The following is a 20,576-nucleotide window of genomic DNA, read 5'->3' on the forward strand; positions in this document are numbered from 1 at the left end:
AAGGCTCAAACGCTACAACCGCCTCATCGCGCGCCGACGAGCCCAGGTTGAGACCACCTTCGCCACTCTCAAACGCCGCATGCGACTGACTTGCATCCGCTACGTTGGTCTGATGAAGGCAAGCGGGTAGGTCCTGCTCGCCTCGATCGCCTTCAACATGAGGCGGTGGGCCACGATCGCGGCCTGAGCCGCCCGCCGAGGGCGACCACTTACAGACTTGGCTGGCAATTGCCGTAACCACGGCCCTTCTCCTGCCGTCCTCAACCTCAAAAGCCGATAACGCAACAGGCCCACAAGGGGAGAAGGAAGAGACCTCACTCCCCGATCAGCGTCAGCCACTCGTCCTCGGTCAGCACCTTGACGCCGTGCTTGTTGGCCTCGGCCAGCTTCGAGCCCGCGCCAGGACCGGCAACGACGAGATCGGTCTTCTTCGACACCGAGCCTGAGACCTTGGCGCCCAAGCGCTCCGCTGTGGCCTTGGCCTCGTCGCGCGTCATCTTCTCCAGCGAGCCCGTGAACACCACCGTCTTGCCGGCGACGGCCGAGTTGCTCTTCGGCTTCTCGGCGTCGACGATCTCGACTTCCTTGGTCAGCCGCTCAACGATGCCGCGGTTGTGGCTCTCGCCGAAATAATCGGCGATGCTCTTGATCACGGTGTCGCCGATCTGGTCGAGCGCGTCCATCTCGGCCATCGCCTCTTCGTCGCCCTTGGCGACCTTGAGGCAGGCATCGTGGAAGGCGTCCCACGAGCCGTAGCCGCGTGCCAGCGCCAGCGCCGTGGTCTCGCCGACATGACGCATGCCGAGCGCATAAATGAAGCGTTCGAGCGCGATTGTGCGTCGACTCTCGATGGCGCCGAACAGGTTGCGCACCGAGGTGGCACCGTAGCCCTCGATCTCCTCGAGCTTCAGCTTCGCGTTGCGCTTCTCCAGCGTGAAGATGTCGGCGGGCTCCTTGACCCATCCCTCGTCGAAGAAATACTGCAGCTGCTTCTCCCCTAAACCGTCGATGTCGAAAGCACGGCGCGAGACGAACAGCTTGAGGTGCTCGATCTTCTGATAGGGGCAGGCGAACTCGCCGCTGCAGCGGGCGCGGGATTCCTCTTCGCCGGCGGCGGTTGCGCCGCGGACAACGTCGGTGTGCAGCGGGCACGGGCACTTCTTCGGGAAGGAGAATTCCCTGGCGCTCTTCGGCCGCTTGTCGAGGACGACATCGACGATCTGCGGGATCACGTCGCCGGCGCGCTGGACCACCACGGTGTCGCCGATCCTGATATCGCGCCCCTCGCGCAGCACCTCCCCCTTGTTGCCGATGCCCTTGATATAGTCCTCGTTGTGCAGCGTGACGTTCTGCACGATCACGCCGCCGACGCCGACCGGCTCGAGCTTGCCGACCGGCGTGAACGAGCCGGTGCGACCAACCTGGATCTCGATGTCGCGCAGCACGGTCATGGCCCGCTCGGCCGGGAATTTGTGCGCGATGCCCCAGCGCGGCGTGCGCGAGACGAAGCCGAGACGCTCCTGCCAGTCGATGCGGTCGACCTTGTAGACGACGCCATCGATATCGTAGTCGAGCTCGGCGCGCTCTTCCTCGATGCTCCGGTGGAACGCGACCAGCTCCTCGACGGAGTGGCACAGCTTGGTCAGCGGATTGGTCTTGAAGCCGCAGCGCTCGAACCAGCCGATCATGCCGCTCTGCGTCCCTTCCGGCATCGCGCTCATCTGCCCCCACGCATAGGCGAAGAAGCCGAGGGGGCGCGAGGCCGTGATGGTCGGGTCCTTCTGCCGGAGCGAACCGGCCGCCGAATTGCGCGGATTGGCGAAGATGGTGTCGCCGGCCGCCTTCTGCCGCTCGTTGAGCGCGAGGAACGCCTTCTTGGTCATGTAGACCTCGCCGCGCACCTCGCAGATGTCGGGCACGTTGCGCCCTTTCAGCTTCTGCGGCACGTCTTCGAGGGTGCGGATGTTGGCGGTGACATCCTCGCCGACCGCACCGTCCCCGCGCGTCGCCGCGGTGACCAGCTCGCCGCCCTCGTAGCGCAGCGACATCGACAGGCCGTCGATCTTCGGCTCGGCGGAGAAATTGACCTTGTCGTCGTCGAGCTTCAGGAAGCGCACGATGCGGCCGACGAAGTCGCGCACGTCCTCTTCCGCAAAGGCGTTGTCGAGCGACAGCATCGGAACGGAATGCCGGACCTTCTTGAAGCGGCCTGACGGCGCCGCGCCGACCTTTTGCGAGGGCGAGTCCGAGGTGACGAATTCAGGAAAGCGCTTCTCGATCGCGTTGAAGCGCTGGCGTAGCGCGTCGTACTCGGCGTCGGTGACGGTGGGTGCGTCCTCCTGATAGTAGCGCTCGTTGTGCCCCTCGATCTCCAGCGCCAGCCGCATGTGCTCGACCTTGGCCTGGGCCTTGGTGAGGTCGGCGACGTCGCGAAGCGGTGTTGCTTTGGATTTTGCTGCTCTGGCCATGGTGCTTGGATACGATGGAGCGGGCGGGAGGGTAAAGGCGGTAAAGTCTCGTGCCCCGGACGCAGCGCAACGCTTCTTCAGCGGTGCGCTGCAGAGCCGGGGCCCATGAAGCAGTGCTCTGGGTCCCGGCTCTGTGGAGCAGCGCTGCGCGCTGCGCCGCGTCCGGGACACACAATCAAGCCGTGGCCGCCTTGAGCAGCCGTTCCGCGGCCGCCCTCGCCTCGGCCGTGATCTCGGCGCCGGCCAGCATGCGGGCGATTTCCTCGCGGCGGTGGTCGGCGGCCAGCGCATTGACGCGGGTGGCGACACGCTTGCCCTTGTCGAGGGCATCCTTGGAGATCAGCAGGTGCTGGTCGGCGCGGGCGGCGACCTGCGGGGCGTGGGTCACGGCCATCACCTGCACCTTGCCGGCAAGCCGCGCCAGGCGCCCGCCGATGGCGTCGGCGACCGCACCGCCCACGCCGGTGTCGATTTCGTCGAACACCAGCGTCGGCGCCGAGCCGCGGTCGGACAGCACGACCTTGAGCGCGAGCAGGAAGCGCGACAGCTCGCCGCCGGAGGCGACCTTCATCATCGGTCCTGGCTTGGTGCCCGGATTGGTCTGCACCCAGAACTCGACGCGGTCGAAGCCTTGCGGGCCTGGAGCTGCCTCATCGGTCGCGACCTGGGTCATGAACTTGGCGCGCTCGAGCTTGAGCGGCGCGAGCTCGGCATTGACGGCCTTGTTGAGCTTCTCCGCCGATTTCTGCCGCACCAGCGACAGCTTCTTGGCGGCAGCGGCATAGCGGCTATCTGCCTCGATCGCGGCCTGCTCCAGCTTTTTCAGCCGCGAGGCGCCGGCATCGATCAGCACGACATCGGCGGCGTATTTGGCGGCCAGCGCGGCGAGCCCGTCGACCGGCGTCGAATATTTGCGCGAGGCGGCCCTCAGCGCGAACAGGCGCTCCTCGATACGCTCGAGCTCGGCCGGATCGAAATCGGTCGCGGCGAGTGCCGCCTGCAGATGCTGGTCGGCCTCCTCCAGCGCGTTGATCGCCATGTCGATCGCCTTCACGGCAGGCTCGACCAGCGCCGGCGAATTGACGGCGCGGCGCTCCAGCCGGCGTACCGCCGCCGACAGAGTCGAGACCGGCGAATGGTGGCCACCGACAGCCTCCTGCGCCTCGCGCAGGTCGGAGGCGATCTTCTCGCCCTGCATCATGGTGGTGCGGCGGTGGGCGAGCGAGGTTTCCTCGCCGTCCTTGGGCGCGAGCTGCTTCAGCTCGGCGGAGGCGTGGCGCAGATAGTCGGCTTCCCGCGCGGCGCGCTCCATGGCGGCGCGATGCTCCTCCAGCGCGGTATTGGCAGTGCGGCGTGCGTCCCAGAGCGATTCGACCGCGGCGACGTCCTTCTCCAGGCCGGCGAACGCATCGAGCAGGCGGCGGTGGGTGGCGGCGTCGACCAGGGCGCGCTCGTCATGCTGGCCGTGGATCTCGACCAGGGCGGCGCCGACCGCCTTCAGCGTCTGCACGCTGATCGACTGGTCGTTGATGAAGGCCCGGGTGCGGCCGTCGGCGAGCTGCACGCGGCGGAGAATCATCTCGCCGGTGTCCTCCAGGCCATTCTCGGCAAGGATCTTCGTCGCGGGGTGATTCTTGGGGACATCGAACACGGCAGTCACCTGCCCCTGCTCCACGCCGTGGCGCACGAGGCCGGCGTCGCCGCGGCCGCCGAGTGCCAGCGCAAAGGCATCGAGCAGGATGGATTTGCCCGCACCGGTCTCGCCGGTCAAAACCGCGAGGCCGGTGGCGAATTCGATATCGAGCCGTTCGATCAGGACGATGTCACGGATCGACAGACGCGCCAGCATGGAACCAAATTTCCTAGCCGAGACCCATCTTCTTGAAAGTCCGGCTGATCCAGGACCCCTGATTCTCGCTCGGTTCGAGACCGCCGGATTTTACAAGATTATAGGCGTCCTTGTACCAGCGGCTGTCAGGAAAATTGTGCCCAAGCACGGCCGCCGCGGTCTGCGCCTCGCCGACGATGCCGATCGCCATATAGGCCTCGGTCAGCCGGAACAGCGCCTCCTCGACATGGCGGGTGGTCTGATACTGCGTGACAACGGTCTTGTAGCGGTTGATCGCCGCCGTGTAGTCGCGCTTCTGCGCGTAATAGCGGCCGACATTCATTTCCTTGCCGGCAAGCTGGTCGCGCGCACCCTCGATCTTGGCCTTGGCGGATGTCGCGTATTCCGAGCTCGGATATTTGCGCACCACCTCTTCAAGGGCGGCGATCGCCTTCTCGGTGCGGGCCTGGTCGCGGCTGGTGTCCGGGATCTGGTCGTAATGGGAGGCGGCGATCAGATATTGCGCATAGGCTGCATCCGGGCTGCCGGGATGCAGCGTGACGTAGCGGGTGGCGGCGCCGATGCAGCCGTCGAAGTCGCCGCCCTGGTAGGACGCATAGGCCGACATCAGCAGCGATTTGCGGGCCCAGTCGGAATAAGGATGCTGGCGGTCGACCTCTTCGAACTTCTTGTTCGCCGCCTTCATGTCCTTCTTCTCGTTCATGAGGTACAGGCCCTCATTGTAGATCTTGTCGGCGGGCTCCTCGACGAAGGTGTCGTCCTTGGCGGTGAACTTGTCCCAGAGCGAACCGGTGCCGCAGCCGGCCAGCGGCAGTGCGAGCATCATGAAGGTGACGGCCTGCAGCAGCCCACGGGCCCGCGACGAGACCGAGAAATATCCGCGCGTCGTACGCTGTGCCGACATGAGTTTAAGCCCTGACGCCCTGTGATGCGGTGCCGCCAGCCCATGAACCCCGTCATGGGCGCGAAATGTAACCGTGGTGCCTGCCATGCGACCACGCCGATGTATCCGAAAAGCGATCTTTAACCAACCGGATAGGCAGGCATTTCGCCCGGATTAAGGCGAACGTGCCGCAATCCTAGCCGATCGTGGTTACCAGGAGTTTCCCGGGGTAAGCCGCTGCCTGAGGCCGGCGGCAACAGCTTGATCAGGACACGTCCGGCCCGTAGGCCGCAGCGATCCGGCCGCCGACGATACCGCGACCGACCTCGCCCACAGGACGCGTGGTGCGGCGGGCCGCCTCGCCCTCGACCACCCGCCAGGCGGTACGGTCGGCGAGCAGCGCGGTCAGGACAGCGTGGTTGAGCTTGTGGCCGCCACGCACCGAGCGGTAGGCGCCGAGCAGCGGCAGGCCGGCCAGCGACAGGTCGCCGATCACGTCCAGCACCTTGTGGCGGGCGCATTCATCGGCGTAGCGCAGGCCCTCGGTGTTGAGCAGCCGCTCGTCGTCGAACACGACGGTGTTGTCGAAGGAGGCGCCGAGGGCATAGCCCGCGCTCCAGAGCCGCGCCACGTCGCTCATCAAACCGAAGGTCCGGGCCCGGCCGACTTCGCGGCGGAAACGCTCCGGGTTGAGGTCGAAGGCGTAGCTCTGCTGGCCGATGACGGGATTGGTGAAATCGATCTCGACCTCGACGCAGAACCCGTTGGCGTAGGGCCTGATCTCGCCGAAGGAGTCGCCGATCTTGACCGAGATCGGCTTCAAAATCTGAATGAAGCGGCGCTGTGCCGGCTGGGTAACGATGCCGGCCTGGTCGATCGCCGCAATGAAGGCCGCGGCGCTGCCGTCCATGATCGGCACTTCGGGACCATCGATCTCGATGGTGGCGTTGTCGACACCCATACCCCGCAGTGCAGCAAGCACGTGCTCCGCGGTGGACACCAGCGGACCGTTGCGATCGCCGAGGACGGTGGCGAAGTCGGTCGCGATCACCTGCTCGGCGGTCGCCTGAACTTCGCGATCACTTCCCTCGAGGCCGGTGCGGACAAAAATAAAACCCGCGTCGACAGGCGCAGGCCCAAGGGTGAGAGTGACGGGAAGACCGGAATGAACGCCCACGCCTGCCACGGAGGCTTGCGCACGAAGCGTTGTTTGCCGGCTAAATTTCATCAGGAACCCGCCCCACTACGACCCACTGCGACTTATACTGGACTCACTTGGCCGGCCAGTGCCGAGCTCCTGCGAATCCGTATCCCCAAGTCACGGCAAACCATAGTCACTGCCTCAAACAGCGCCAACTCACGCTTTTTTACCGATTGTTACCCCAAACCTGCCGTATTCGCGCCAAGGCTTAACCAAATTGCGCCGAGGTTTTGGGTCGCTTCCGGCAGTTTGACTGAACACCCAAACACGTAATTAATTATTTAAAATCAGTTGCTTGTCTGCGCAATCCGGATATGCACGGGACAAAAGGAAAGGTCCCGGCAAGCTTGTTGCCGGGACCTTTTTTCGTCTGCCTTATTGTAACAATCCTCAGGTCGCCTGCCGCCGCAGGAAGGCCGGGATATCAAGATGGTCGTCACCCTGTGGCGCCGGCGCAACAGGCGCCGGACGGCCGTGCATGTCCAGCCCCTGCGGCGCGGGACGGCGGGCGTACTCAGATACCGGCTCGGTCGACGCGATCTGCTGCGCCACGGTCTTCTGCTGGCGGCGCTCGGGCAGCGGCGGCATCGCGGGACCGGCGGTGCGGGCCGCGACCGGCGGCTCGCTTTCCTCGTCGCGACGGCCGAGGCCGACATTGGCGAGGCGCTGCAGCAGCGACAGGCGGGTCTTCTGCGGGGTCTCCTCCTCGACCTCGCCGCGGGCCTGGCGAATCTCGGCCTGGGCCGGCATCGGCAGCTCATCGAGGCGCGGCATCCGCGGCGCACGGGCCGGCGCACGCTCGGCCTGCGGCGGAATGAAGTTTTCCGGCGTCATCGGCTCCTGCATCGCGACCGGGGCCATGTCGGGCTCCGGAAACAGCGTCGGCTTCTGCGCGATCGGGCGAACGGTGACGTCGCCATAGGTCTGCATCGGCGCGGGCGCCTGCGGGACCTCTGCAACGGCGGCGGCGATGGCGGCGAGCGCGGCGCGCTCGACATTCGGACGGGGCGCCATCGGCGCGGCAGCGACCGGGGCTGCGGCCGGGATCTGGCCTTCCAGCTTCTGGGCGCGCTCAGCCATACGCTGATTGTCGGCGCGGAGCCGCGCGGTCAGGTCGGCAAGACGGCTCTCGGCGGCGACGGCCGGAGCTGCGGGAGCCTGCTGCGCCTGCGGCGCCGCGTTCGCGACGGGAGCGGAGGTCGCCTGGCTGTTGCGGGCGATCGCCGCCTGCTCGATGCCGGTGGCAACGACCGAGACGCGGATCAGGCCGTCGAGCGCTTCGTCGAAGGTGGCGCCGACGATGATGTTGGCGTCCTGGTCGACTTCCTCGCGGATACGGGTCGCGGCTTCGTCGACCTCGAACAGGGTGAGATCCTTGCCGCCGGTGATGGAGATGAGGAGGCCCTTGGCGCCCTTCATCGAGCTGTCGTCGATCAGCGGGTTGGCGATCGCGGCTTCGGCGGCGGTCAGCGCGCGCTTGTCGCCGGAGGCTTCGCCGGTGCCCATCATCGCCTTGCCCATCTCACGCATGACGGCGCGGACGTCGGCGAAGTCGAGGTTGATCAGGCCTTCCTTGACCATCAGGTCGGTGATGCAGGCAACGCCCGAGTACAGCACCTGGTCGGCCATCGCGAAGGCGTCGGCGAAGGTGGTCTTCTCGTTGGCGACCCGGAACAGGTTCTGGTTCGGGATGATCAGCAGCGTATCCACGACCTTGTGAAGCTCGTTGATGCCGGCTTCGGCCGTGCGCATGCGGCGGCCGCCCTCGAAGTGGAAGGGCTTTGTCACGACGCCGACGGTGAGGATGCCCATGTCGCGCGCGGTCTTGGCGATCACGGGAGCTGCACCGGTTCCGGTGCCACCGCCCATGCCCGCGGTGACGAACACCATGTTGGCGCCCGAGAGATGGTCGCGCAGCTCGTCGATCACCTCTTCCGCCGCCGCCGCGCCGACGTTTGGCTGCGAGCCGGCGCCGAGGCCTTGCGTGACCGCCGTGCCCATCTGCACGATGCGCTGCGCCTTCGACATCGTCAGCGCTTGCGCGTCGGTGTTGGCGACCACGAAGTCGACGCCCTGGAGGCCCGCCGTGATCATGTTGTTGACGGCGTTGCCACCGGCGCCGCCGACGCCGAACACGGTGATCCGGGGCTTCAACTCGTGAATATCAGGAACGTTGATGCTGATGGTCATGTTTGCCTCTCGATCACGTGCGCGTGGGTTCGCCCCGGCCGGCGGCCGCGGGAGTTGGTGAAAGTCGGGAATTGCGGAAATGAATCATCAGAAGCCCTCGCGTAGCCATCGTCCGACCTTTCCGAAATAACCGCCGGTCCCTGTCTTGACCTGCTGCCGCGTATGCCGCGGTTCGACATGTTCGTGGTGAACATATTGCGGGTAGACGAGAAGTCCGGCCGGCACCGCGAACGCGGCGTTCTTCGCCTCGTTGGGCAGCCGGCCGAAGCCGAGCGGACGTCCGACCCGCACGGGCCGGCCGAGAATCTGGGTGCCGAGTTCGACGAGGCCGGTCAGCTGCGAGGCGCCGCCCGAGAGCACGACCCGGCCGTTGGGCTCTGAGGCGAAGGGCGAATCCTTCAGCTTGTCCCGAACCATTTCGAAGACTTCCTCGGCACGGTGCTTGACGATGTTGGCGATGGTGGCGCGGGAGACGATCTGCGGCAGATCCTGCTCGTCACCGGCTGTCGGCACAGACATCAGCTCACGCGAGTCCGATCCGCCGGTGATGACGGTCCCGTATAACGTCTTGATTCGCTCGGCATCGGCAATGGTCGCGGAGAGTCCGCGCGCCAGATCCATCGTGATGTGTTGCCCGCCGACCGCAAAACCCGCCGCATGAACGAAACGGCCGCCGGAATAGACCGCGATCGTGGTGGTGCCCGCGCCCATCTCGACGACGGCAGCGCCGAGATCGGCCTCGTCGTCGGTCAGCACCGACAGCCCGGCCACATAGGGGCTCGCCGCCATGGCTTCGACATTGATGTGGCAGCGTTCCACCGCCAGCATCAGGTTCCGCGCCACGGTGGCGTCGCAAGTAACGACGTTCATGTCGACGCCGAATTGATGCGCGACCATGCCACGGGCGTCGCGGATACCCTTGACGCCGTCGAGTGTGTAGCCGACCGGCAGCGCGTGCAGCACGGTGCGGCCTTCGCCGGTGGCGTGACGCATGCCGGTCGAGGTGACGCGGCTGACATCGGCCTGCGTCACGGCGCCACCACGGATATCTGCGGCGGCTTCGACCAGCTGGCCGGAAAGCCGGCCGCCGGAGACCGAGAGCAGCACGGACTCGACCCGCACCTTGGCCATTTTCTCCGCGAGCGCGACGGCCTGGCGCACGGCCTGCTCGCATTCGGTAAGGTCGATCACCGCGCCGGCCTTCATGCCGCGCGACTGGATCTGGCTGTATCCGATCAGTTCCACCGCATGGGTGCGGCCGCGCAGCGCCTCGCTCGGCGCCGACGGCTTCAGCCGCGCAATCATGCAGGCGATCTTGCTGGTGCCGATGTCGAGACAGGCGACGAGGCCGCCGCGCTTGTGCGGCATCGGGCGCGTCTTCGGCGTCTGGGTGCGATCAAGACCGGTCATGCGGCATCCCCGGCCTTCTTTTTCTTCTTGTCCTTGAACAGCTCCTCGCGCGCCTTGGCGGCGTCCTCGGACAGCTGCACCACCAGACGATCAGGCAGGCGCATGTCGACGGCGACGATGTCGCGCGAGAACAGCCTGTCCTCCTTGTCGAGCTTGGACAGCATCGCCAGCGCGTTGCCGACGTCCTGCTCGGGCAGGCGGATGTCGAGACCGTCCTTGAGCCTCAGGTTCCAGCGCCGCTCGCCGACGAAGATCGCGGCCTTGGTGATCGAGTTGACCTGCGGATAGCGCGCCAGCAGCGCGAGGAAATCGCGGGCCTGACTCTCGGCGCCCTTGCCGACCACGAGCGGCAGCGACAGGAAGCGGCGCGAGACATAGGGTTCGAGCACGGCGCCGTCATCGGCGATGACCGAGAGCCGGCCGGCCTCCTGCCACAGCGCGAATGCCTTGCGCTCGGTGAGCTCGATCATCAGCTGGCCCGGATAAAGCTTCAGCACGGTCGCATCGGCGATCCACGGATTGGCCTTGAGCTTGTCGCGCACCGCGTCAGCATCGAGGAACAGCAGCGAGGAACGGCCGCTGACGCCGCCAATGGCCAGGATCTCGTCCTGGGTGAGGTGCTTGCGGCCGTTGATCACGACGGAGGTGATGCGGAAGCCGGCGGAATTGGCCAGCGCGTTGCGGGCATCGCTGACCGCGGTGATGAAATCCTGGAGATGGCCGCCCTTGACGATGCCGAAGCCGGTACTGCCGATCAAAAGCAGCACGGTCATGCTGATCCCGACCCGGCGCGGCAGATAGCGCTCGATCAGCGCGACCACGCGCGGCGGCGGCTCACGCTCGACGATGGCCTTGGCCTTGATCTTGGCGGCAGCACGCGCGGCGTGAAGTCTTTCCTGGCGCTTGTCCTGCAGCCACTCGCGCAGAAGCACGACCGCTCCGACAGCGGCCGCCTTCAGGTCAGCTTGGGGCCTCAGCGATCTGAAAAGCGACCGGGTGAGGCTTCCTGCTCCATCCATTGCACGAGCTCGTCAACAGTTTGCCCGCGACATCGCGCGGATCCTGGCGAACATGACGTCTTCGACGTGCCGGGCCGGGTGCTGGTCTTCAGCAGAAGAAGCCTCTCCCCATCAAAGCGTTCGCTGGAGGTGACATCACCCCCGAGAGCTCACGCGCCGGCAGCCAAAGCGCCACATGCGCCGCCAGCGTTAACCTTCGGACGTCCTGGTAAACAAAAGGTAAAGTTCGTTAACGTCCGGCGCATTTTGCCCCGCGATGTGAGGCATTTATGCCGCGATGTCCGGCATTTTACCGGTTTTGGACCCCAAATCGGCCCGTTTCGCCGATTCGGCCGTTAACCAGTCCTAATTATTTCCGCACGCCCCGCCCGGCGAGCTCCACCAGGCCGCGCAGGAAGTCGACGAACTCGATGCCTTCGGCTTTCAGCGCCTTGGGGTAGAGCGAGGACTTGGTCAGCCCGGGCAGCGTGTTGGTCTCGAGATAGATGAGGCCCCTGTCCGAGACGATGAAGTCCGAGCGGGAATAGCCGGCGCAGGACATCGCGCGGTGCGCCAGCATCGCCTGCGCCTTCAGCGCGGCGGTGATCTCGGGTGCGAAACGACCGGGGCAGATCTCCTGGGTCGACTTCAGGAGATATTTTGCAGCGTAATCGAAATTGCCCTCGCCCGGAATGATCTCGATCGGCGGCAGCGACATGATCGAACCATCGGTGCGCTCCAGCACGCCGCAGGTCGCCTCGATGCCGGCGATGTAGGGCTCGATGACGTACTCCTCGTGCTTGGCCGCGTTGCGGACGGCGACGAGGTCCTGCTTGGCGTTGACGAAGATCAGGCCGTAGCTCGATCCGTCGCGCGCCGGCTTTGCGATCAGCCTGCCGTATTCGGCGAAGGCCTCGTCGATCTCGTCGAGCGCTACGTTTGCCGGCGGCGTGACGCCGCCGAGCGCGGCGAAATGCTTGGCCGCGATCTTGTCGAAGGCCAGATGCGAGGAGGCCGAGCCGGAGCCGGTGAAGGGCACGCCGCGCGCCTCGCACATCACCTGCAATTCGCCGTTCTCGGCGCGCCCGCCATGCAGGCCGAGCACCAGCACCCGATCCTCGGCCTTGGCCTGATCGAGCGCCTGTGCCAGTGGGATGCCTGATGTGCCGGGCTTGAACTCGTCCTCGAAGGGGCGCTCATGTTCGAGCAACTGCTTCGACTGGACGGTGTGCACCTTGTCTTCGACGTCCCACCACCACAGATCGGCCTCGGGCAATGCCTGATGCAGGGCCTGGGCCGAGGCGACCGAAACCAGACGCTCGCGGTTGGAGCCGCCGAAGAGGATGGTGATGCGCATGTTCATAGTCCGCAATCTCTCCAGTTCGTCATTCCGGGGCGCGCAAAGCGCGAACCCGGAATCTCGAGGTTCTCAGGTGCGCAATTGCGCACCATAGTTCGGCGCTTCGCACCGCCCCGGAACGACAATTATGTGGAAACCCCGATCCGCTTGATTTCCCAGTGTAGCTCAATTCCGGAATTTGCCTTCACGCGTTCGCGCACGGTCTCGCCCAGCGTCTCGATGTCGTGCGCCGTGGCATCGCCCGTGTTGATCAGGAAATTGCAGTGCATCTCCGAGACCTGCGCGCCGCCGACGCGCAAACCGCGGCAGCCGGCGGCGTCGACCAGCTTCCAGGCGGAATGGCCCGGCGGATTCTTGAAGGTGGAGCCGCCGGTCTTTTCGCGGATCGGCTGCGCGGTCTCGCGATGGGACTGCACCTCCGCCATGCGCGCGCGGATCGCGTCAGCATTCCCGATCTCGCCGCGGAAGCGCGCGGAGGTGAAGATGATGGAGGGATCGAGGCCGCTGTTGCGGTAGACGAATTTCATCTCGGCGTTGGAGAAGACGTGCTTGGTGCCGTCGCGACTGACGCCGCGCGCCTCGATCAGTACGTCCTTGGTCTCGCCGCCATTGGCACCCGCATTCATGCGCAGCGCACCGCCGATGGTGCCGGGAATGCCGAAGTAGAATTCGAGCCCGCCGACATTGGCGGATGCAGCCACTTCTGCCACGCGCTTGTCGAGCGTGGCAGCACCGGCAGTGACGATATCGCCGCTGGCGCTGGCCTCGCCGAAGGCGCGCGGCGCCAGGCGGATCACGACGCCCGCAATGCCGCCGTCGCGCACGATCAGATTGGAGCCGACACCGACGACGTAGACGGGAACGTCGGGAGAAAGATGCGCGAGGAAGTAAGCGAGATCGTCCTCATCCGCCGGCGTGAACAGCACCTGCGCGGGACCGCCGACGCGAAACCAGGTGAGCTCGGCCAGCGACTGGTTGGCGAGCAGCCGGCCGCGCAGCTCCGGCATCGCGGCTTTGAGATCGGGCGTGATGTCGGGGAATCCCACTGCCCTACCCCAGCGCCTTCAGTTGGTCCGGCAGCGCATATGCCCATTGCGTGATGTTACCGGCGCCAAGGCACACGACGAGATCGCCGGACTTCGCCAATCCCTTGACGATGCCCGCGAGCTCCGGCGCCGCCGGCAGGGGGATCACCTCGCGGTGGCCGTGGGCGCGCAGGCCCGTGACGAAATGGTCGCGATCGATGCCTTCGATCGGCGCTTCGCCGGCGGCATAGACGTCGGCGACAACGACCGCATCGGCATCGTTGAAGCAGGTGCAGAATTCCTCGAACAGCGATTGCAGGCGGGTGTAGCGATGCGGCTGCACCACGGCGATGATCTTGCCATTGGTGGATTCCCGCGCCGCCTTCAGCACCGCCGCGATCTCGACGGGATGGTGGCCGTAATCGTCGATCACGGTGACGCCGTTCCATTCGCCGGTCTTGGTGAAGCGGCGCTTGACGCCGCCGAAGCCGGCGATCGCCTTGCGGATCGCTTCGTCGGAGACGCCGAGCTCGCGCGCGACAGCAATGGCCGCCGTCGCATTGGAGGCGTTGTGGCGTCCCGGCATCGGCAGCATCAAATCGGAAATCTCGTGCACGGCCCCGGTCTTGCGGTCCCGGAACGCAACCTTGAACTTCGATCCGCCGCCCATCGGGGTCAGATCGACGAGCCGCGCATCCGCTTGCGGATTTTCACCGTAGGTGATGATGCGGCGGTCCTCGATCTTGCCGACGAGGCTCTGCACCACGGGATGGTCGATGCACATCACGGCAAAGCCGTAGAACGGCAGGTTCTCAACGAAATGACGGAAGGCGTCCTGCATGGCCTCGAACGTCTTGAAGTGATCGAGATGCTCGGGGTCGACATTGGTGACGATCGCGACATCGGTCGGCAGCTTCAGGAACGTGCCGTCGCTCTCGTCGGCTTCCACCACCATCCAGTCGCCCGCGCCAAGGCGCGCGTTGGAGCCATAGGCATTGATGATGCCGCCGTTGATCACGGTGGGATCGAGCTCGCCGGCATCGAGCAGCGTCGCGACCATCGTGGTCGTCGTGGTCTTGCCATGGGTGCCGGCGATCGCGACGCAGCTCTTCAACCGCATCAGCTCGGCGAGCATCTCGGCGCGGCGCACCACGGGAATGCGCCGTTCGCGCGCCGCCATCAGTTCCGGATTGTCGCGCTTGATCGCGGTGGACACGACCACGACCTCGGCACCGTCGACATTCTCGGCCTTGTGGCCGACCGAGACTTTTGCGCCCTTCTTGCGAAGGCGGTCGAGATTGTAATTGTCGGAGGCGTCCGAGCCCTGCACGGCATAGCCGAGATTGACCAGCACCTCGGCGATGCCGCTCATGCCGATCCCGCCGATCCCGACGAAGTGGATGGGTCCGATCTCGCGCGGCAGTCTCATGGCTTATCCCGTGGTTCCATCGTCATGGCCGGGCATAAGCGCAAAGCGCGTCTTTGCGCAAGGCTTGCCGGCCATCCACGAATCCCAAGCTACTTCATGCAAGACGTGGATGGCCGGGACAAGCCCGGCCATGACGGCAAAAATACGAAAATCGGTCCGCTTAGGCTCAGATTCCCGCGACTTTGACCACCAGATCGGCCAGTCGCTCGGCGGCGTCGAGCCGGCCGGCGCCGCGGGCGGCCTCGGCCATGGCGGCGAGGCGCGCGGGCTCGGCGGCGAAGGCGGAGATTTCGGACGCCAACCGGTCGGAGGTGAACTCGGTCTGTGGGATGCGGATCGCGCCGTCGACCTTGACCAGCACGCCGGCGTTGGCGAACTGGTCCTGGTCGATCGAGCCGGGCAGCGGCACCAGGATGGAGGGCCGGCCAATCGCGGCGAGCTCGGCCACCGTGCCGGCGCCGGAGCGCGATACCACGAGATGATTTGAAGCGAGCCGCGCCGGTAAATCGGTGAAGAACGGCGCCAGCTCCACCTTGATCTTGAGCTTGTCGTAGACCGCGCGCACACGCGCCATGTCCTCGTCCCGCACCTGCTGGGTCAGGATCAGCCGGCCCCACAGCGCCGGCTCAAGCCGCTCGATCGCACCGGGCACGATATCGGCCATGATGCGCGCGCCCTGGCTGCCGCCGACGACGAGCAGCCGCAGCGGGCCGTTCACCTCGGGCGCGGCGTAAGGCACGGCAGCCGCGGCGAGCACCGCCGGGCGCATCGGCGTGCCGACCGTCGTGGTCTTGCCGGAGAGTGCCGGATCGCGATCGAGCACGCCAGGCAACGACGTCGCGATGGCGCGCACGCGGCTCGACAGGAACCGGTTGGCGCGGCCGAGCACCGCGTTGGCGTCGTGGATGATGCCGGGCACGCCGGCGAATTTCGCAGCGACCAGCGGCGGCAGCGTCGGATAGCCGCCGAAGCCCACGACGGCGACCGGCTTCAAGCGCTTGATCAGGGCGCAGGCCGACAGCGTGCCGGCAGCGAGCGTGAGGCCGGCATAGGCGAGCTGGAGCGGATTGCGGCCCCGCGCGGTCTCGCTCGCGACAACGTCGATCATGTCCTTGGTGAACAGCCCGCTGTAACGCAGCGCGCGCTCGTCCGTGACGAGACGAACGCGAAAGCCGCGCCGGATCAATTCGACGCCGAGTGCCTCGGCCGGAAACAGATGGCCGCCGGTGCCGCCCGCGGCGAGAAGAATCAGGGGGGAAGTGTCCATGGTGGAAGGTTTTACAGGGACTTTTTCGCCATTGCGAGCCGGCTACGCGGCGCTCGTGCCCCGGGCGCAGCGCAGCGCGTCGCTCTTGGCGACGTGGTGCGCTGCTGAACCGGGGCCCATTGGTTGCGGCATTCTGGGTCCCGGCTCTGCGCTTCGCTTGTCCGGGACACGAGAGCGGCTAAGCGTAACTCCGCATCGCGTCGGCGCGGCCGCTGGCTTCGACCTCGGTGCGTGGGCGCAGGCGCGTCAGCGCCAGCATCATGCCGACGCCATAGGCGAGCGACACGATCGAGGAGCCGCCATAGGAGATGAACGGCAACGTCATGCCCTTGGCGGGGATCAGTTGGAGGTTCACCGACATATTGATCGCCGCCTGCACGCCGAACAGGATGGCAAGGCCGGAAGCCGCGAAGCGCGAGAACATGTCCTCGTTGGCATAGGCGCGCGACAGCGTGCGGATGACGACGAAGGCGAACAGCGTCAGCATCGCCAGGCACAGGATGATGCCGAACTCTTCGGCCGCGACCGCGAACACGAAGTCGGTGTGACTGTCCGGCAGGCTGCGCTTGGCGATGCCCTCACCCGGCCCGAGCCCGAACCAGCCGCCGTTGTAGAAGGCTTCCATGGCGGTATCGACCTGGAAGGTGTCGCCCGAGGCCGGGTTCATGAAGCGCTTGATGCGTCCGGCCACGTGAGGAACAAAGAGATAGGCGCTGAACAGACCGGCCGCACCAAGACCCGCGAGGCCAAACACCCAGATCATGCGCATGCCCGCGATGAAGAACAGCGAGCCCCACACCATCAGGATCAGCATGGTCTGTCCGAAATCCGGCTCCATCACCAGCAGCGCGACCAGCATCATGAGCAGCACCAGCGCCATCGAGGTCGCCGGCATCTCCGGCCGCTTGGTCGATTCCGCGAACAGCCAGGCGGCAATCACGACAAACGACGGCTTTGCGATTTCGGAGGCCTGGATGTTGACGCCGAGCAGCGTGATCCAGCGCCGCGAGCCTTTTACTTCCGGGCCGATGGCGAGCGTGAGCACGATCAGGATGATGCTCGCCGCGAAGATGATCAGGGCCGAGCGGCGGATCGCGCGCGGCGACAGGAAGGACACCCCGAGCAGCACCAGGCAGGACGGGAGGAGGAACATCACGTGGCGGCTGAAGAAGTGGAAGGGATCGAGCCCGATGCGGGTCGCAACCGGCGGGCTCGCCGCCAACGACAGGATTACCCCGGTCAGCATCAGCGCCAGAATGGCGCCCATCAGCGGCTTGTCGACGGTCCACCACCACTCGGAAAAGGGGGTGCGTTCTTCACGGGAGAGCATGGGCGGCCGCTTTCGGACAGAGGTCTGTCCATTGGTCGCCGAGGTTGGTTACCGCAGGGTTAAGGAAGTGGATGAAGTTGTGCACAGTCTCGTGCCCCGGACGCAGCGCAGCGCACTTGCGGTGCGCTGCAGAGCCGGGGCCTAGCAGCTTCTGGGTCCCGGCTCGCGCTGCGCGCGTCCGGGACACGAGAGCCCTAGTCGTAACTGATCGTGATGTCCCCCGCGCGCTGATCGCGCTTATAGATCTGGGCTGTCCCGGGAATCCCAATCCTGACCGCCCGCTCGCTGCCCCAGGCAACGAGAACGTCCTGATGCTCGCGTACGCTAAGAAAGGTCGGCGTGCTTTCGGGCGAGAACGTCCGGCCGCGCGCGATGATGCTGGCTTGCGTGCTGTCGGGCACCGTCGCTCCGCACGACTTCCAGACCACGACGACCAACTGGCTGCCGTTCGGCGAGGCGAACGCGCGCTGGCGAACGACGCGGCATGCGCCGAATCCGGTCATGACATTGTCGACGATGACAACGAAGATAAAACCCGCGATGACTGGAACAGCAAGAACAGCGACGGCAATTCCAATCCAGCGTCGCCGCGACATCTCACACGACCGGCTTCACGCCCGGCAGCGCCTGAACCAGGTCGCGAAACCTAGTGCCGCGGATTTCGAAGTTGCGGTACTGGTCGAAGGAGGCGCAGGCCGGCGAGAGCAGCACGACCGCGTCGGCAAGACCCGACGCTTCCGCATCGCGCGCGGCGTGCTCGACGGCAACGTCCAGCGTCTGGCTGATCTCGTGCGCAACCTCGTTGCCCAGCGTTCCCGAAAACTCCAGCGCGGCTTCGCCGATCAGATAGGCCTTGCGGATGCGCGGGAAGAAGCCGGTCAAACTGGTGATGCCACCGGCCTTCGGCTTGCCGCCGGCGATCCAAAAAATATCGGCAAAGGACGACAGTGCGTGCGCCGTGGCATCCGCATTGGTGCCTTTGGAATCGTTGACGAACAGCACGTGGCCGCGGCGGCCGACCTGCTCCATGCGGTGCGCAAGGCCGGGAAAGCTGCGCAGGCCGTTCTGCAGCACATCCTGGCTGATGCCCATCGCGAGCGCGGCGGCGGCGGCGCAGGCCGCGTTCTCCGCATTGTGCAGGCCGCGCAGCGAACCGATGCCGCCGAGCTTTGCGATCTCGCTGCGGGCGCCGCCCGCGGTGCGCACGATATTGCCGTGCTCGACATGGATGCCCGAAGCCAGCGGATTCTTGACGGAGATGCGCACCACGGTCTTGCCGGCGCGATCGAGCCGATCGGCGATGTCGCGGCAGAAGCCGTCGTCGACACCGACGATCGCGGTGCCGCCAGCTTGCACGCCGGCAACGAGGCGCTCCTTCACCGCAGCGTAGTGCGCGATGGTGCCGTGGCGATCGATGTGATCCTCGCTGACATTGAGCAGGATGCCGACGGAGGGATCGAGCGAAGGCGTGAGGTCGATCTGGTAGGACGACATCTCGATGACGTGGACGCGGCCCATGCGCGGCGGCTCCAGCGACAGGATCGCGGTGCCGATATTGCCGCCCATCTGGGTGTCGTAACCGGCGACCTTGGTCAGATGCGCGGTCAGCGCCGTCGTGGTCGACTTGCCGTTGGTGCCGGTGATGGCGACGAACGGCGCGTTCGGCGCGTGGCGCCGCCGCTCGCGGCAGAACAGCTCGATATCGCCGATCACCTCGCAACCTGCCTCGCGCGCCTTCAGCACGCTCCAGTGCGGCACTGGATGGGTCAGCGGCACGCCGGGCGCGAGCACGAGGGCTGCGAAATTCGCCCAGGACACATTGCGCAAATCGGCGGTGAAGAAACCGGCCTGCGCGGCCTTGGCGACGTTCTCGGCATTGTCGTCGGCGGCAATCACCTCGGCGCCACCGGCCTTCAGCGCGTGGCAGGAGGCAAGCCCCGAGCCGCCGAGGCCGAACACCGCAACGGTCTTGCCGGCAAAGGACGTGACGGGGATCATCGATCGATCACCGCAGCTTCAGCGTGGATAGCCCGGCCAGCGCCAGCATCACCGAGATGATCCAGAAGCGGATCACGATCTGCGGCTCGGTCCAGCCGAGCTGCTCGAAATGGTGATGGATCGGCGCCATCCGGAAGATACGCTTGCCCGTCAACTTGAACGATACCACCTGCACGATGACCGAGACTGCCTCCAGCACGAACAGGCCGCCGATCACCGCGAGCACGATCTCGTGCTTCACCGCGACCGCGATGGCGCCGAGCATGCCGCCGAGCGCGAGCGACCCGGTGTCGCCCATGAAGATCGAGGCCGGCGGCGCATTGAACCAGAGGAAGCCGAGGCCGGCGCCCAATAACGCGCCGCAGAGCACCGCGAGCTCGCCGGTGCCGGCGACATATTTGATCTGCAGATATTCGGCGAACACGGCGTTGCCGGCGAGATAGGCGATCATCGCAAAGCTCGCGGTCGCGATCATCACGGGGACGATGGCGAGGCCGTCGAGACCGTCGGTGAGGTTCACCGCGTTGCCGGAGCCGACGATGACGAAGGCGCCGAAGATGACGAAGAACCAGCCGAAATGCAGCACGGTGTCCTTGAGGAAGGGAATCGTCAGCGCGGTAGATGCGGGATCGCGGTTCAGCCGCACCAGCGCATAGCAGGCCACCAGCGCGATCGCCGCCTCGATCAGCAGGCGAAGCTTGCTGCCGAACCCGGTCGTGGTCTGCTTTGTCACCTTGAGATAATCGTCATAGAAGCCGACGAAGCCGAAGCCGAGCGTCACCGCCAGCACGATCCAGACATAGGGGTTGAGCGGATTGGCCCAGAGCACGGTTCCGACCGTGAGGCCGGACAGAATCATCAGCCCACCCATGGTGGGCGTGCCCTTCTTGGCGAGATGCGATTGCGGGCCGTCGGTCCGGATCGGCTGACCCTTGCCCTGGCGGATGCGTAAGTGATCGATGATCCAGGGCCCGAACAGGAACACGAACAGCGCGCCGGTGACGACGGCGCCGCCGGTGCGGAAGGTTATGTAGCGGAAGACGTTCAGGAAGGTGCGAACGGCACCGAAGCCCGGAAATGTGTTGGAGAGTTCGATCAGCCAGTAAAACATTCAGACGGTCCTATGGCGCCTTTGCGCACGCGGTCTTGGCCTTGATCTTTTTGAGCT

Annotated in this window: 16 protein-coding genes; 1 reads left to right on the forward strand and 15 read right to left on the reverse strand. The window is 65.8% G+C overall.

Annotated features, from left to right (window positions below):
• Positions 1-130, forward strand: a 130-nt coding sequence (locus CV770_RS33225; RefSeq protein ID WP_146101401.1) for a transposase, incomplete at its 5' end; no start/stop codon positions are given.
• 184 nt (positions 131-314) lie between these two features.
• On the opposite strand, the gene ligA is transcribed toward CV770_RS33225, so the two are convergent.
• From ligA to mraY, 15 genes are all read right to left on the reverse strand, one after another.
• Positions 315-2,468 (reverse strand): NAD-dependent DNA ligase LigA, encoded by a 2,154-nt coding sequence (gene ligA / locus CV770_RS33230; RefSeq protein ID WP_104465353.1) that lies wholly within the window; start codon positions 2,466-2,468, stop codon positions 315-317.
• A gap of 175 nt (positions 2,469-2,643) precedes the next feature.
• Positions 2,644-4,317 carry a DNA repair protein RecN gene (gene recN, locus CV770_RS33235; RefSeq protein WP_104465354.1) on the reverse strand — a complete coding sequence of 558 codons (1,674 nt, stop codon included), beginning with the start codon at positions 4,315-4,317 and terminating at the stop codon, positions 2,644-2,646.
• A 13-nt stretch (positions 4,318-4,330) separates the two neighbouring features.
• The gene (locus CV770_RS33240; RefSeq protein WP_091961679.1) at positions 4,331-5,221 is read right to left on the reverse strand and encodes an outer membrane protein assembly factor BamD; all 891 of its coding nucleotides are present in this window, start codon (positions 5,219-5,221) and stop codon (positions 4,331-4,333) included.
• Positions 5,222-5,465: 244 nt separating this feature from the next.
• Entirely contained in the window at positions 5,466-6,428 is a 963-nt protein-coding gene (gene lpxC, locus CV770_RS33245) for a UDP-3-O-acyl-N-acetylglucosamine deacetylase (protein WP_091961682.1), read from the reverse strand.
• 363 nt (positions 6,429-6,791) lie between these two features.
• A complete protein-coding gene (gene ftsZ, locus CV770_RS33250) occupies positions 6,792-8,591 on the reverse strand; it encodes a cell division protein FtsZ (protein ID WP_091961685.1) in 1,800 nt (599 codons plus the stop codon).
• 87 nt (positions 8,592-8,678) lie between these two features.
• Complete coding sequence (gene ftsA, locus CV770_RS33255; RefSeq protein ID WP_104465355.1) at positions 8,679-10,001, reverse strand: cell division protein FtsA; 1,323 nt, start codon at positions 9,999-10,001, stop codon at positions 8,679-8,681.
• On the reverse strand, positions 9,998-11,020 hold the full coding sequence (locus CV770_RS33260; RefSeq protein ID WP_104465356.1) for a cell division protein FtsQ/DivIB: 1,023 nt from the start codon (positions 11,018-11,020) through the stop codon (positions 9,998-10,000). Before CV770_RS33260 ends, ftsA begins: the two co-directional genes overlap by 4 nt.
• Before the next feature lie 349 nt (positions 11,021-11,369).
• Entirely contained in the window at positions 11,370-12,356 is a 987-nt protein-coding gene (locus tag CV770_RS33265) for a D-alanine--D-alanine ligase family protein (RefSeq protein ID WP_201760158.1), read from the reverse strand.
• A 128-nt stretch (positions 12,357-12,484) separates the two neighbouring features.
• Complete coding sequence (gene murB, locus CV770_RS33270; RefSeq protein WP_104465358.1) at positions 12,485-13,405, reverse strand: UDP-N-acetylmuramate dehydrogenase; 921 nt, start codon at positions 13,403-13,405, stop codon at positions 12,485-12,487.
• A 4-nt stretch (positions 13,406-13,409) separates the two neighbouring features.
• Positions 13,410-14,813 carry a UDP-N-acetylmuramate--L-alanine ligase gene (gene murC, locus CV770_RS33275; RefSeq protein ID WP_104465359.1) on the reverse strand — a complete coding sequence of 468 codons (1,404 nt, stop codon included), beginning with the start codon at positions 14,811-14,813 and terminating at the stop codon, positions 13,410-13,412.
• A gap of 166 nt (positions 14,814-14,979) precedes the next feature.
• On the reverse strand, positions 14,980-16,080 hold the full coding sequence (murG, locus tag CV770_RS33280) for an undecaprenyldiphospho-muramoylpentapeptide beta-N-acetylglucosaminyltransferase (RefSeq protein WP_104465360.1): 1,101 nt from the start codon (positions 16,078-16,080) through the stop codon (positions 14,980-14,982).
• A gap of 178 nt (positions 16,081-16,258) precedes the next feature.
• A complete protein-coding gene (ftsW, locus tag CV770_RS33285; RefSeq protein ID WP_091961714.1) occupies positions 16,259-17,410 on the reverse strand; it encodes a putative lipid II flippase FtsW in 1,152 nt (383 codons plus the stop codon).
• A 194-nt stretch (positions 17,411-17,604) separates the two neighbouring features.
• Positions 17,605-17,913, reverse strand: coding sequence for a hypothetical protein (locus tag CV770_RS33290; RefSeq protein ID WP_146101402.1), 309 nt, complete (start codon positions 17,911-17,913; stop codon positions 17,605-17,607).
• 94 nt (positions 17,914-18,007) lie between these two features.
• Positions 18,008-19,408 (reverse strand): UDP-N-acetylmuramoyl-L-alanine--D-glutamate ligase, encoded by a 1,401-nt coding sequence (murD, locus tag CV770_RS33295; protein WP_104465361.1) that lies wholly within the window; start codon positions 19,406-19,408, stop codon positions 18,008-18,010.
• 7 nt (positions 19,409-19,415) lie between these two features.
• Positions 19,416-20,519, reverse strand: a complete 1,104-nt coding sequence (gene mraY / locus CV770_RS33300; protein ID WP_018318673.1) for a phospho-N-acetylmuramoyl-pentapeptide-transferase — start codon at positions 20,517-20,519, stop codon at positions 19,416-19,418.
• Between the last annotated feature and the right edge of the window lie 57 nt (positions 20,520-20,576).

The sequence above is a fragment of the Bradyrhizobium sp. AC87j1 genome, from assembly GCF_002936975.1.
GTDB classification, from domain to species: Bacteria; Pseudomonadota; Alphaproteobacteria; order Rhizobiales; family Xanthobacteraceae; genus Bradyrhizobium; species Bradyrhizobium shewense.